The 13,404-nt window shown below is 66.6% G+C and carries 13 protein-coding genes and 1 tRNA gene; 9 read left to right on the top strand and 5 right to left on the bottom strand.

What is annotated here, in order from left to right; translation table 11 throughout:
• Positions 1-3: 3 nt before the first annotated feature.
• From pepN to H0T81_RS08625, 3 genes are read right to left on the bottom strand one after another with little or no spacing between them, the layout of a single operon-like run.
• Positions 4-2,601, bottom strand: a complete 2,598-nt coding sequence (pepN, locus tag H0T81_RS08635; RefSeq protein WP_294011851.1) for an aminopeptidase N — start codon at positions 2,599-2,601, stop codon at positions 4-6.
• A gap of 11 nt (positions 2,602-2,612) precedes the next feature.
• A complete protein-coding gene (locus tag H0T81_RS08630) occupies positions 2,613-3,539 on the bottom strand; it encodes a DMT family transporter (protein ID WP_294011850.1) in 927 nt (308 codons plus the stop codon).
• Positions 3,536-4,537, bottom strand: coding sequence for a beta-eliminating lyase-related protein (locus tag H0T81_RS08625; RefSeq protein ID WP_294011849.1), 1,002 nt, complete (start codon positions 4,535-4,537; stop codon positions 3,536-3,538). The genes H0T81_RS08630 and H0T81_RS08625 overlap by 4 nt, the downstream gene beginning before the upstream one ends.
• A gap of 81 nt (positions 4,538-4,618) precedes the next feature.
• Between H0T81_RS08625 and H0T81_RS08620 the strand changes: the two genes are divergently transcribed.
• The 3 genes from H0T81_RS08620 to H0T81_RS08610 all read left to right on the top strand — a co-directional run bounded on the left by H0T81_RS08620 (position 4,619) and on the right by H0T81_RS08610 (position 6,410).
• Positions 4,619-5,449 carry a phytanoyl-CoA dioxygenase family protein gene (locus tag H0T81_RS08620; RefSeq protein WP_294011848.1) on the top strand — a complete coding sequence of 277 codons (831 nt, stop codon included), beginning with the start codon at positions 4,619-4,621 and terminating at the stop codon, positions 5,447-5,449.
• A 79-nt stretch (positions 5,450-5,528) separates the two neighbouring features.
• Positions 5,529-5,927 (top strand): hypothetical protein, encoded by a 399-nt coding sequence (locus H0T81_RS08615; RefSeq protein ID WP_294011847.1) that lies wholly within the window; start codon positions 5,529-5,531, stop codon positions 5,925-5,927.
• 123 nt (positions 5,928-6,050) lie between these two features.
• Positions 6,051-6,410 carry a hypothetical protein gene (locus H0T81_RS08610; RefSeq protein ID WP_294011843.1) on the top strand — a complete coding sequence of 120 codons (360 nt, stop codon included), beginning with the start codon at positions 6,051-6,053 and terminating at the stop codon, positions 6,408-6,410.
• A gap of 188 nt (positions 6,411-6,598) precedes the next feature.
• On the opposite strand, the gene H0T81_RS08605 is transcribed toward H0T81_RS08610, so the two are convergent.
• Positions 6,599-6,673, bottom strand: a tRNA-Thr gene (locus H0T81_RS08605).
• An 89-nt stretch (positions 6,674-6,762) separates the two neighbouring features.
• On the opposite strand from H0T81_RS08605, the gene H0T81_RS08600 reads away from it, so the two are divergent.
• Positions 6,763-6,888, top strand: coding sequence for a hypothetical protein (locus tag H0T81_RS08600; RefSeq protein WP_294011842.1), 126 nt, complete (start codon positions 6,763-6,765; stop codon positions 6,886-6,888).
• Between the two features lie 91 nt (positions 6,889-6,979).
• On the opposite strand, the gene H0T81_RS08595 is transcribed toward H0T81_RS08600, so the two are convergent.
• On the bottom strand, positions 6,980-8,773 hold the full coding sequence (locus H0T81_RS08595) for an aminopeptidase P family protein (RefSeq protein WP_294011840.1): 1,794 nt from the start codon (positions 8,771-8,773) through the stop codon (positions 6,980-6,982).
• Between the two features lie 147 nt (positions 8,774-8,920).
• Here H0T81_RS08595 and H0T81_RS08590 point away from each other — a divergent pair, with 147 nt between their 5' ends.
• The 5 genes from H0T81_RS08590 to H0T81_RS08570 all read left to right on the top strand — a co-directional run bounded on the left by H0T81_RS08590 (position 8,921) and on the right by H0T81_RS08570 (position 13,389).
• On the top strand, positions 8,921-11,035 hold the full coding sequence (locus H0T81_RS08590; RefSeq protein WP_294011838.1) for a S9 family peptidase: 2,115 nt from the start codon (positions 8,921-8,923) through the stop codon (positions 11,033-11,035).
• A 93-nt stretch (positions 11,036-11,128) separates the two neighbouring features.
• A complete protein-coding gene (locus tag H0T81_RS08585) occupies positions 11,129-11,521 on the top strand; it encodes an endonuclease domain-containing protein (protein ID WP_294011836.1) in 393 nt (130 codons plus the stop codon).
• 20 nt (positions 11,522-11,541) lie between these two features.
• Positions 11,542-11,925, top strand: a complete 384-nt coding sequence (locus tag H0T81_RS08580; RefSeq protein ID WP_294011875.1) for a thioesterase family protein — start codon at positions 11,542-11,544, stop codon at positions 11,923-11,925.
• A 10-nt stretch (positions 11,926-11,935) separates the two neighbouring features.
• Positions 11,936-12,577, top strand: a complete 642-nt coding sequence (gene maiA / locus H0T81_RS08575; protein ID WP_294011834.1) for a maleylacetoacetate isomerase — start codon at positions 11,936-11,938, stop codon at positions 12,575-12,577.
• Positions 12,578-12,603: 26 nt separating this feature from the next.
• Positions 12,604-13,389, top strand: a complete 786-nt coding sequence (locus tag H0T81_RS08570) for a class II aldolase/adducin family protein (protein ID WP_294011874.1) — start codon at positions 12,604-12,606, stop codon at positions 13,387-13,389.
• Positions 13,390-13,404 lie beyond the last annotated feature (15 nt).

Raw genomic sequence — 13,404 nt, 5'->3', positions numbered from 1 at the left:
GCGCTAGCCCAGGCTCTTCGAGGCCTGTTCGTAGACATCCTTGGACAGGCCGGGAGCGGCGACCATCGCCTCGAGCTCGGCGCGCATGAGCGCCGCGCGTGCCTCGTCGAAGCGCCGCCAGCGCCCGAACGCCGGCACCAGCCGAGCGGCGACCTGCGGGTTCAACTTGTCGGCGGCGAGGATCATGTCGGCGAGGAATCGGTAGCCGCGCCCGGAGCCGTGGTGGAACGCCCACTGGTTGGCGCTGAAGTTGCCGGCGAGCGCGCGCAGCCGGTTGGGGTTGGCGAGGGTGAACGCCGGATGCGCGGCCAGGCGCTCGACTTCATCGAGCGTGTCGCGGCGCTGCGCGGTCGCCTGCAGCGCGAACCATTTGTCGACCACCAGCGGGTCGTCCCTGAACCGGTCATAGAAGGCATCGAGCGCGGCCTGCCGCTCCGGCTGGTCGAGTGAGACGAGAATGGCCAGCGCGCCTTGGCGGTCGGTCATGTTGGCGGCCAAATCGAACTGCTCCTTGGCCAGCGAAGCGCCCTCGCGCGGGTCGCCGGCGGCGATCAGCCCCAGCGCGACGCTGCTGAGCCGGCGGGCGCCCTTGGCCGCCGGGCTGAGATCGTCGGCGGCGGGGATCCCGCGGGCTGCGACCAGATCGTCGCGAAGCCGCGAGCCGATCGCCGCTCGAAGCCGCTCGCGCGATTCATGAATGGCGTCCGGGTCGACGCGGTCCATGCGGTCGCCGATTTGGCTTTCCGAGGGCGGCAGGATCACCTCCGCCTTGAACGCGGGATCGAGCTCATCCGACCGAAGCGTGTTCGAGACCGCGCGGATCAGCGGCTGGGTGTCGACCGGCTCGCCGAGCGTACCGGCGATCAGCGCCCGAAGCATCAGCTCCTGCATCGCCTCGAAGCGCGCGAACGGGTCGCTGTCGTGCCGGGCGAGCCGCTCGAGCTGCTCGGGCGCGCGCTCCGCCTCGACGATCACGGGGGCGGAAAAACCCCGATTGATCGACAGCAAGGGCGACTCGGCGACTTGGTCGAAGCGGATGCTCTGCTCGGCCTTGTCGAGCAGGATCAGGCGCTCCGGCGCGACCTCGCGGCCGCTGTCGGCGCCGATCAACGCGGTGTTCAGCGGGATCGGCATCGGCTGCTTGTCGGGCTGGCCCGGAGTCGGGTCGACGCGCTGCGCCAGGTGCAGCGTCGCGGTTCGCGTACGCGCGTCATGGTCGAGCCGCGCGCTCACCTTCGGAGTGCCGGCCTGCGAGTACCAGATCTTGAACGGCTCGAGATCCGTGCCGCTCGCGTCCTGGAGCGCCTGGACGAAGTCGTCGCAGGTCGCCGCCTGCCCGTCATGGCGATCGAAATAGAGGTCGGTCCCGGCGCGGAATTTCTCGGCGCCCAGCAGCGTGTGGAACATCCGGATCAGCTCGGCGCCCTTGTTGTAGACGGTCGCGGTGTAGAAGTTCGAGATCTCGAGGTAGGAGTCGGGCCGCACCGGATGGGCGAGCGGGCCGTCGTCCTCGGGAAACTGGACCGCCCGGAGCAGCCGGATGTCCTCGATGCGCTTGACCGCCGGGCTGCCGATGTCGGCCGAGAAGCTCTGGTCGCGGAAGACCGTGAAGCCTTCCTTCAACGACAATTGGAACCAGTCGCGGCAGGTGACCCGATTGCCCGACCAATTGTGGAAATATTCATGGCCGACGACCCCGGCGATGGCGTCGAAATCGGAGTCAGTAGCGGTTTCCTTGTCAGCCAGAATGTACCGCGAATTGAAGATGTTAAGGCCCTTGTTCTCCATTGCCCCCATGTTGAAATCGCTGACCGCGACGATGTTGAACTGGTCGAGATCATATTCGCGGCCGTAGACCCGCTCGTCCCACTCCATCGCCGCCTTGAGGCTGTCCATCGCGTGCCGGGTCTTGGGCAGGTCGGCCTCGCGCACCCAGATGGCGAGGTCGACGGCGCGGCCGGACAGGGTGGTGAAGCGATCGCAGTTGGGGGCGAGGTCGCCGGCGACCAGGGCGAACAGGTAAGACGGCTTGGGGAACGGGTCCTCCCACTGCGCCCAGTGGCGGCCGACTTCACCCTGGCCCGACTCGACGCAATTACCGTTGGTCAGCAGCACCGGGAAGGCCGCGGCGTCGGCGTCCAGCCGCACTCGGTAACGGCTGAGCACGTCGGGCCGGTCGGGAAAGAAGGCGATCCGCCGGAAGCCCTCGGCCTCGCACTGGGTGTAGAGCCCGCCGCCCGACGCGTAGAGGCCGGTGAGCTTGGTGTTCGCAGTCGGGTTGATCTCGACCTCGGTCTCGACCGTGGCGCGGTCGCCCGCCAGCTCGATGACGAGCGTCGGCCCGTCCATCGACCACTGGGCGTCGCCGCCATCGACCGCGACCGTGAGAGGCGTGAGCTCGTCGCCGTCGAGCCGCAGCGGCCGGTCGTGGTCGCCGTTGCGGGTGACCGCCAGCTTCGAGCGCACCCGCGTCGCGGCGGGGTCGAGGATGAAGTCGAGCTCGATTTGCGGCACCAGCCACTCGGGCGGCCGATAGTCCTCGCGGCGGATGGTGACGTGGGTCGGCGAGCGCGGCTCTTCGGGAATGGTTCGGGCGTCCATGGCCCGCGGGCTTAGGCGGCGTCGGGGGCCGGCACAACCGAGCGCGGGCGGCTGAGCGCGCCGAGCATTCCGCCAAGCGCGAGCAGCGCCCCGGCCGAGGCCAGCGGAGTCCAGCGATAGCCTTCGAGCGCGGTCGAGAAGCCCATCGCGATGATCGGCACCAGGACGCTCGAATAGGCGGCCTTGGCCGGTCCGATCCTGCGCACGACCGGGTAGTAGAGGCTGAAGGTCAGCACCGTTGCGGCGAGCGCCAAATAGACGAGGCCGAGCCAATAGCCGGGACGCGTGTCGATCACCGGCGGCCCGGCGGTCACTGCGGCAAAGGCGAGGTCGAACACCGCGCCGGCGGCCATCGACCAGGCAAGCAGCGCGAACAGCGGAAACCGGCGAACCCTCGGCCGCGCCTGGAAGACGTTGGCCGCGGAGGCGGCGACCATTCCAATCAGGGTGAGGCCGATGCCGGCGAGGATCTGCTCGGATCGCGCGATATTCTCGCGCAGCTCATGGGCGAACATCAAGCCGATTCCGGCGATCGCGACCAGCGAGCTCAGAACGAAGCGGCCGGTCGGGCGCTGGCCGAGGAACGCCCAGCCGAGCAAAGTGCTCGGAATCATCAGCAGCGCGAACACCGTCGCGACGACTCCGGAGGTGATGTGCCGCTCGGCGAAATAGACGACGTTGAAGTTGACGCAGAACTGCGTGAACCCGAGGAAAATGACCGCGACCAGGCTGCGTCGGTCGAGGCGCAGGCTTTCGCCCTTGTAGGCGGCGACCAGCGCCATGGCGGTTGCGGCGATGACGAAGCGGTAGGCGACCGACCATTGCGGCGGGACGGTGCCGAGCTGGTCGCGAATGACGATCCAGGTCGAGCCCCAGATGCCGGTGAAGATGATGAACGGGACGACGACCGAAAGGTCGGGCCGGGGGCGGGACGTCACAGCGCGGCGATGGCCGCGGCGAGCTTGGCGACCGCCTCGCCGTGCTGGTCCCAGCTGGTGACCAGTCGGATTTGTCCGTGGCCCCAGTCGTAGAAATCGAAGCCCTGGGAGCGCAGATCGGCGGCTTCGTCGGCCGTGACCTTGAGGAAGACCTCGTTGGCCTCGACCGGATAGACGAGGCGGCCGGGGTCGGCCTGGGCGAGCGACTGAGCGGCGGCGTTGGCCGAGCGCGCATTGGCCAGCCACAGGTCACCCTCGAGCATCGCCAGAATCTGCGCGGCAAGCATCCGGCCTTTCGACAGCAAATGGCCCGCGCGCTTGCGGCGGACCAGCACCTCGTCGGCAAGCTCGGTTTTGAACAGGATCAGAGCCTCGGCGTTGAGGCCGCCGTTCTTGACGAACCCGAACGACAAAGCGTCGACGCCGGAGCGCCAGGTCAAATCCGCCGGAGCGCAGCCGAGCGTCGCGACGGCATTGGCGAAGCGCGCTCCGTCAACGTGGAAACCGAGCGCGTGGGAGCGGGCCAGCTCGCCGAGCGCCGCGACCTCGTCCGCCGAGAAGGCGAGGCCATATTCGGTCGCGTTGGTGATCGACAGCGCGCGCGGCTGGACCTGGTGGACGTCCTTTCGGATTCGGGCGATCGCGGCGCTTGCCGAGCCGGGGGTGACCTTGGCGCCGGGCCCGTCGACCAGGATCAGCTTGGCGCCGTGGGTGTAGAAACCCGGAGCTCCGGCCTCGTCGTTCTCGATATGCGCGTCGCGGTGGCAGATGATGCCGCCATGCGGCGGGCACAGCGCGGCGAGCGCGAGGCAGTTGGCCGCCGTGCCCGTCGTCACCCACAGCGCCCGCACCCTCGTTTCGAACAGGTCGGAAAAGGCGCTGTCTAGCCGCGCGCTCCATTCGTCGCCGTCGTAGGCGGTGTCGAGGCGATTGGAGGCGGCGATCGCGTCGAGCACCGCCGGGTGCGCCGCGGCCGCATTGTCCGAAAAAAATCGCATCGCGGTCGGCTCCCAAGCGGATCGCCGCTCGCATGGCAAGCCAAAGGTGATATTCTCGCTGGCGGATTGGAGGAGGTCCGGGTGAGCGCGATCGAGGATCAGGATCATGACGTGTCCGCCATCATGGGCGGTCTCTACGGCGATGGAATCATCGGGCTGAAAGGCGCCTTCACGCCCGACTGGGCGGATTCGATGCACGAGGACATCCTCGCCCTGTTCGAGGAAGCCAAGGCGGTTCCGGGCGGAGTTCTGCCGCGCGGCCCGCAGCGCTGGTACGTCGAAGTCCAGCCCGAGCGCGTCCGCGGCTTTGTCGACATCGCCACCCACCCGTGGTTCGTCGCCGTCTGCGAAGCGGTGCTCGGGCCGGAATACAGGATCGTCGAAATCGGCTTCGACATCCCGTTTCCAGGCGCCGCCGACCAGCCGTGGCACCGGGATTTCCCGTCACCCGAGGCGACCCTGAAAGGGCGCCGGCTGAACAGCCTGGCCTTCAACCTGACGTCCGTCGACACCACGCCGGAGCATGGTGCGTTCGAGATCGCGCTCGGCACCCAGTGGGACGACATCGCCGGCGCCCGGGACGGGATGTTCCCCGACAAGGGCATCTGGGAGCGCTACATCTCGCGAGCGGTGCAGAAACTGCCGCAGCGCGGCGACATTTCGGCGCGATCGGCGCTGACCATCCACCGCGGCACCGCCAACCGCTCCAGCGAGGCTCGGCCCGTGCTGGTCGTCGCCGCCGACGCGCCCGACGGCACCAACGCCAACCACCACGATCTGCAGGTCACGCGCGGCTATCTCGACAGCCTTCCGCCGCGCGTTCGCGACCACCTCACCTACCGAGTCACCGACCAGCTCGAGCAGGTGATCCAGCACCATGTGATCGAGGGGCTGCTCGAGCCGAGCTACTGATCGGCGAGAGATGCGGATCGGGCGCCAATGTCCGCTTTCGACCCATTGCGGACATTCGCATACTCTATAAGCTGAGGAGGTGCTGGCCTTCGTACGCATAGCTAACTGGACCGGCGGAGCCTTGGTCGTCCTTACAGCCTTGGTATTCCTCCTCTTCCTTCCAGAGAACATCGCTGATTATGCGCGAGAGCCAGAAGACGTCTGGCTGAGTGTATGGTGGATCGGTGGCCGCTGTCTCTTGGCCGCGCTCTGCTTCGTGAACGCCATACGCGCGCGAAAGGCCGAGACTTTGGTGGTCAACTGGCTGATTGCTGTGAACGTGGTCGTCTTAGTCGGACTCGTCACTCTGAAGGCGCTCGACACCGCCTACGGGTCTTATGACGACCCGCTCCTTACCTTGGTCGTTGCGCTATGTGCCTTGGGTCCGGCGAGCGCCGTCTTCTCGTCGCTGCAAACGTCACTGGCGAAGCGCCACTAATGTCCGCTTTCCACCCAAACCGGACATTCGGCCAGCGTCCGCTTTCGACCCATTGCGGACATTAGTCGGATGGTTCAGCTTAGCGGCATGTGCCGCTCCAGAGTTCTTGCTCTCAGGGTCACGATGGCAATCCTCGTCGCATCCGTAAGTGCATCATGCGAACGCCGCTCGGATGTGATTTACGAAACCTCTCCGTTTATGACCGTTCTCGTCGCCACACCGCCTTACGGCGGGGCTGGAATCAAACGGCGTGCTGAGAATTTCGCTTCGAGTCACGAGATGAGAACCCTCTACTCGGAAGAGCATTTCTCGCCGGGGGAATTCTCCCTCCTGATTTCCCGACCGGACTTGAACATCGCCGCAGAAAACGTGCTTCGTGGCCAACAGTCGATCGTGAGGGCATACGTGCGCGGGGAGCCGTCCGCCCAGCATCGGGAACAGGCCGACGAGTTTCTGTGTAAGGCCATGCTCCACGATTGTTAGAAGCGTCAGGCCGAGTGTCCGCTTTCCACCCAAAGCAGACCTTAGCTTTGCACGCGCCGGTTCTAATCCCGGCTAGCTGGACCAACATATATTAGGCATAGGCTGATTTTTATGGTGGCCGCTGCTGCCTAGATGCTGCCTAGAACATTGTGGGCAAGTCGGGATTGGAGCTAAGTCATTGAAAAGAGTGGTGCTGCCGGTGAGGATTGAACTCACGACCTCAGCCTTACCAAGGATGCGCTCTACCACTGAGCTACGGCAGCACTGCGAGGAGGTGGCGCCTTTGACCGTGGGCGCGCTTTCCTGTCAACCCGGCTTGCCGCCCGTCCTCGCCGCCGCCAAAATGGGGCCGATGACCGACAAGAAAAAGGACCGCGACCAGCGGCTGGCGGCCGCGCTCAGGGAGAATTTGCAGCGGCGCAAGGCGCAGGCGCGGGAGCTGGCGCCGGGAAAAGAAGAAAAGGACTGCTCGTCCTGAGCGGAGCGGAGCGCAGTCGAAGGGCGCTGGCACGGAGGCTTGAGGTGCGCCCTTCGACTTCGCTCAGGACGAACGGGGTTTGGGTCGTGCGCTAGAGCCGCGCGCAGGCGGCTTCGAGCCAGGCGCGGTCTTCGCCTTCGAGCCGCGGGCCGATCTTCTCGAGCACGCCGGCGTGGTAGGCGTCGAGCCAGTCGAGCTCCTCGGCGCTCAGCATCTCGCGGACGACCAGCCGCCGCTCGATCGGCGCGTGGGTCAGGGTCTCGAAGCCGAGCATCTCCTTTTCCGCCCCGGCGACCTGCTTGTCGACGACCAGCACCAGATTCTCGATGCGGATGCCGTACTCGCCGCTTTTGTAATAGCCGGGCTCGTTGCTGAGGATCATCCCGGCGCGCAGCGGCTCGTCGCCGCCCGACTGCGAGCTGCCGACCGGGGCAATGCGTTGCGGCCCTTCGTGGACCGACAGGAAGCTGCCGACCCCGTGGCCGGTGCCGTGGGCGTAGTCGAGCCCCGCCTCCCACAGCGGGCGGCGGGCGAAGCTGTCGAGCTGGCTGCCGCGAGTGCCCTTGGGGAACAGCGCGGTGGCGACGGCGATGTGCCCCTTGAGGACCCGCGTGAAGCGGTCGCGCATCTCTTGCGTCGGCTCGCCGATCGGCACGGTGCGGGTGATGTCGGTGGTGCCGTCGACATATTGGCCGCCCGAATCGACCAGATAGAGGCTGCCGGGCTCGAGCTTGCGGTTGGTCTTGGCGCTCGAGCGGTAGTGGACGATGGCGCCGTTCGGGCCGGCGCCCGAGATGGTGTCGAACGACAGGTCGCGAAGCTCGGGATTCTCCTTGCGCAGCGCTTCGAGGCGGTCCGATGCGGTCAGCTCGTCGACCTCGCCGCCCGGGGCCTCCGACTCGACCCATTTGAGGAAGCGGGCGATCGCCGCCCCGTCGCGCTCCTGGGCGGCCTTGTGGCCGGCGATCTCGGCGGGATTCTTGATCGCCTTGGGAAGCACCGTGGGATCGCGGACGGCGACGATCCTGGCGCCGGCCTTGTCCAGCGCCTCGAAGATCGCCGCGACCGCTCGCTCGGGGTCGACGGCGACGGTCTTGCCGGCGAGCCGGGCCAGCGCCGGCTCGAACTGCGAGCGCTCGTGCAGCCTCACGCCATTGCCGAGGTGCTGACGGACGTCGGCGCCGACCTTTTCAGCCGCGACGAACAGGTCGGCGGTGCCGTCCGAGTGGACCAGGGCGTAGGCCAGAGCGACCGGGGTCCGGGCGACGTCGGCGCCGCGGACGTTGAAGGCCCAGGCGATCGAATCGAGCGCCGACAGGACCGCCGCGTCGGCGCCCTGCCTGGTCAGCCAGTCGGCAATCTCGGTGCGCTTCTCGGCCGCGCTCTTGCCCGCATGTTGCTCGGAGTGGACGATCAGATGGGCCTTGGAAGCTTCCGGGCGGCCGTCCCACACCGCGTCGATCGGGTTGCGCTTGACGGCCACCAGGCTTGCGCCGCGGGCGGCAAGCGCCTCGCCGGCTTTCTTCACCCAGTCGCGGCTGTGGAGCCACGGGTCGTAGCCGATCCGCGCACCTTCCGGGGCATGCTCCTTCAACCAGTCGGTGATGCTGGTCTCGGGCACCGACTGATAGCTCCACTCACTGGCGCTGACCTGTGCACGGACCTGCAGCGTGTAGCGGCCGTCGACGAAGATCGCCGCCTCCTCGGGAAGCACGACCGCCGAGCCGGCCGAGCCCTCGAAGCCGGTCAGCCAGGCGAGCCGCTGGGCATAGCTGCCGACATATTCGCTCATATGCTCGTCGGTCAGCGGCACGACGAAGCCGTCGAGGCGGTCGGCCTTCAATTGCTCGCGAAGGGCTTTCAGGCGGTCGGCATAACTCGACATTCACACACTCCGTTCGTCCTGATGATTGAAACCAGCATCGTCTGGGGGACGATGCGTTTCAACCATTGTCGAAGGACCGTCCTTCTTTACTAGGACCCTAGAATAAAGTGCAGGGCTTCGACAGGCTCAGCCCGAACGGAGTTTGTTTTGACGGACCTTATTCAGCCACCCCGCGCCGAGCAGCGCCCCCACCGTTATGACGCGCATGGCGAGACGATCGAGGACCCGTGGCACTGGCTGCGCGACCCGGGATACCCGCAGGTCCACGACGAGCAGGTGCTCGCCTACCTCCAGGCCGAGAACGACTATTTTCAGCAGGCGATGCAGCCCCACCAGGGGCTGATCGATACACTGTTCGGGGAGATGAAGGGGCGGCTCAAGGAGGACGAAAGCTCGGTCCCGATCCGCGACGGGGAATGGCTGTACTGGTGGGCGTTCTCGCCCGGCGCTCAGTATCGCAGCTGGTACCGGAAAAAGTTCGCCGGCGGGCCGGACGAGCTGCTGTTCGACGAGCCGGCCGAGGCCGAGGGCAAGGAATATTTCCGCCTGGGAGCGATCGAAGCGAGCCCCGACGGCCGGCTGCTGGCGGTGCTGGTCGACGACAATGGCTCGGAGCGCTTCAAGCTGCGAATTCGCGACATCGCGTCGGGCAAGGACATCGAGACGGTGACCGACGTCGCCATCGGCCAACCGGTCTGGTCGAGCGACAGCCAGGGCATCGTATTCAACGAGGTCAACGAGAACTGGCGCAGCTACCGGGCGCGGTTCCACCGGCTCGGCCGTCCCGCCGACGAGGATGTGACCTTGTACGAGGAGACCGAGGAGCTCGGTTTTTCGGTCCATTTGTCGCGCTCGCAGGACCGCGAGCTGATCTTCATCGCCACCGGCGACAACGCGACCACCGAGGTGCGCTTCGTCCCCGCCGCCGACCCGACCGCTGCTCCGGTCCTGATCTCGCCGCGCAAGGAAAAGTGCGAATATTCGGTCGATTCGGCGCACGGGAAACTGTGGATCGTCACCAACGACGAGCATGTGAATTTCCGCCTCGCCGAGGCCGATCCGGCGGCACCGAACGAGTGGACGACGGTGATCGCCGGCTCCGCCCAGGTCTATCTGCGCGGCGCGACTTCGTTCCGCGACCATCTCGCGATCACGCAGCGGGTCGAGGGCCTCGACCAGCTGGTGCTCCGAAAATATTCGGGCGAGGAGACCCGAATCCCGTTCGGGGAGGCGAGCTACAGCGCCGGCTTCGGTGGCAACCCCGAGTTCGCGCCCGACGCGTACCGCCTCATCTATTCGTCGATGGTCACCCCGCAGACGGTCTACGATTACCACCCCCACAGCGGCGAGCTGGAAACGCTCAAGGTCCAGGAGATCCCGTCGGGCTACGACCCGTCGCTCTACCGGACCGAGCGCCTGATGGTTGCGGCGCGCGACGGCCAGCGCGTGCCGGTGTCGGTCGTCTATCCCAGGGATTTCAGCAAGGATGGCACCGGCAAGCTGCTGCTCTACGCGTACGGCGCCTATGGCTATGCGGTCCCGCCGAGCTTTTCGACCAGCCGAATCAGCCTGCTCGACCGCGGCTGGGCGTTCGCGATCGCCCACATCCGCGGCGGCGACGATCTCGGCCACGACTGGTTCCTGCAGGGCAAGCTCGACAAGCGGACCAACACTTTCAACGACTTCGTCGACTCAGCGAAGGGCCTGATCGCGGCCGGCTTCACCAGCCCCGGCAACATCGCCATCCAGGGCGGCTCGGCCGGCGGCGAGCTGATGGGCGCGGTCGCCAACAGCGATCCGGCGCTGTGGGGCGCGGTGGTCGCCGACGTGCCGTTCGTCGACGTCCTCAACACGATGCTCGACGACACTCTGCCGCTGACTCCCGGCGAATGGCCGGAATGGGGCAACCCGATCACCGACAAGGCGGCGTTCGAGCTGATCCGCAGCTACTCGCCGTACGACAACGTCAAGGCCCAGGACTATCCGCCGATGCTGATCACCGGCGGGCTCAACGATCCGCGCGTGACGTATTGGGAGCCGGCCAAGTGGGCGGCCAGGCTCCGGGCGACCAAGACCGACGGCAATGTGCTGCTTTTGAAGATCAACATGGGTGCCGGCCACGGCGGCAAGTCGGGTCGGTGGGACCACCTCAAGGAGATCGCCGAGGCCTATGCGTTCATGCTGACGCAAGTGGGCGGAGAGGAGGAAGGCGAGAAGGAACCCTCACCCAACCCTCTCCCGCAGGCGGGAGAGGGCTCATGAGCAGCGCGGCGGTTACCCCCTCTCCGCAAGCGGGAGAGGGCTCATGAGCAGCGCGGCCGTTACCCCCTCTCCCGCTCGCGGGAGAGGGTCGGGGTGAGGGTTACTGCTCCGATCGGCAGAACCAACCCGCACGCCCGCCGCCTCAGGCGGGACTCGACGAACGCCGAGCGGCTGATCTGGCGGGCATTGCGCAACCGGCAACTCGGAGGTTTCAAGTTCCGCCGACAGGCAACGATCGGTTGGTACATTCCTGACTTCGTGTGCATCGACGCGAAACTCGTGATTGAACTCGATGGCGGTCAGCACGACGCGGAAATGGAGCGCGAACGCACGAAATACCTGGAGCAGCGCGGGTTCAACGTCCTGCGCTTCTGGAACAACGACATTCTCGAGAATTTGGAGGGTGTGCTGGAGACGATTCTCGCTGCGGCCGAGAATAAAGGAGAGCCCTCCCCCTGCCCTCTCCCGCACGCGGGAGAGGGTTAGTGGCGCGTCCGGCGTTCGAGATGGCGTTCACGGCTCGGCCGGAGCACATCGACGAGCTCGGGCACGTCAACAATGCGGTGTGGGTGCAGTGGATCCAGGAGGTCGCGGTCGCGCACTGGGAAGCGGTCGCGGCACCGGCGCACAAGGACTCCTATTTCTGGGTGATCGTGCGCCACGAGATCGATTATCTGCGTGCCGCCGTCGAGGGCGACCGGGTGGTCGGGCGCACCTGGGTCGGCGAGGCGCCGAAGGGCGCGCGCTTCGACCGCCACATGGAATTTACCGGCAACGACGGCCGGCTCTGCGTTAAGGCGCGCACTTTCTGGGCGATCATCGACAAGGCGTCGGGGCGTCCGATCCGGGTGCCCCCCGAAGTGGTGGCGCCGTTCCTCGCGGAACGGTAGTCTGGTCGCGATGAGCCAGCCGATCCTCCACGATTATTACCGGTCGTCGGCCGCCTACCGGGTGCGGATCGCGCTCAACCTGAAGGGCGTCGATTACGAGAGCCGGCGGGTCAATTTGGCGGCGGGCGAGCAGAAGGGCGGCGAGTACCGAGCGCTCAATCCGCAAGGCCTGGTGCCGATGCTCGAAATCGACGGGTTGAAGCTCACCCAGAGCCTGGCGATCATCGTCTATCTCGCCGAGCGCTTTCCCAACCCCCCGCTGCTGCCGCCCAATTCGGCTGATGGAGCTCATGTCCGGGCGATGGCGATGGCCATCGCCTGCGACATCCACCCGCTCAACAATTTGCGGGTGCTCAAATATCTCGAAGGCCCGCTTGGCGTCGACAAGGATGCCCGGGACACATGGTACCGGCACTGGGTGAGCGAGGGCTTCGCCGCATTGGAAGCGATGGCCGCCAAGCGGGCCGGCGAGTTCCTGTTCGGCGAAACACCGACGATTGCCGACGTCTGCCTGGTGCCGCAAATGTACAACGCGCGGCGCTTCGACGTGCCGCTGGACGCTTTTCCGACCTTGGTTCGAGCCGACGCGAACGCCAGCCGCATCGAGGCGTTCGCCGCCGCCCACCCCGACCGGCAGGAGGCACCGCAATGAACCGGGTCGACGATATCAACCGCGGAATGGGCGCGACCACGGCCTTGGAATCGGTCGAAATCCCATCGCTCCAGGGCAAGGTCAGCGACGAGGAATGGGCGATCCGCGTCGATCTCGCCGCGGCCTATCGGCTGGTCGCTTATTACGGCTGGGACGATCTGATCTTCACCCATTTGTCGGCGCGGATCCCGGGGCCCGAGCACCACTTCCTGTTGAACCCGTACAATCTGATGTTCGAGGAGGTCACCGCGTCCAGCCTGGTCAAGGTCGGGCTCGACGGCAATCCGGTCGAGCCGAGCCCGTTCATCACCAATCCGGCCGGCTTCACCATCCATTCGGCGATCCACATGGCGCGCGCGGACGCGCAGGCGGTGATGCACCTGCACACGCCCGCCGGACAGGCGGTGTCGGCGCACTGCGACGGGTTGCTGCCGCTGACCCAGACGGCGATGCTGGTGCGTGCCGACCTGGCGTTCCACGACTATGAGGGGGTGGCGGTCGATCTCGACGAGCGCGAGCGCATCGTCGCCGATTTGGGGAACAAGAACGCGATGATGTTTCGCAACCACGGCACGCTGGCGCTCGGCCCGAGCGTCGGCGAATGCTTCGTTCGGCTCTATTTCCTCGAGCGCGCGTGCCAGGCGCAGATCATGGCGCTGAGCGCCGGCGAGCATGTCAACAACCCGCCTCAGGGAGCGCCCGAGGTCGCCGCGCAGCAGGGCAGCGTCGGGATTGCGCTTGCCGCCAAGCTGCTCGCCTGGCCGGCGCTCAAGCGCAAGGCGTTCCGCCTCGACCCGGGCTTTGCGACGTGACCGCGCGGGCGATAG

The sequence above is a fragment of the Sphingomonas sp. genome, assembly GCF_013812825.1.
In the GTDB taxonomy this organism is placed as follows: Bacteria; Pseudomonadota; Alphaproteobacteria; order Sphingomonadales; family Sphingomonadaceae; genus Sphingomicrobium.
Note: the sequence above shows the minus strand (reverse complement) of the source record. Positions and strands in the feature narration are given on the sequence as shown.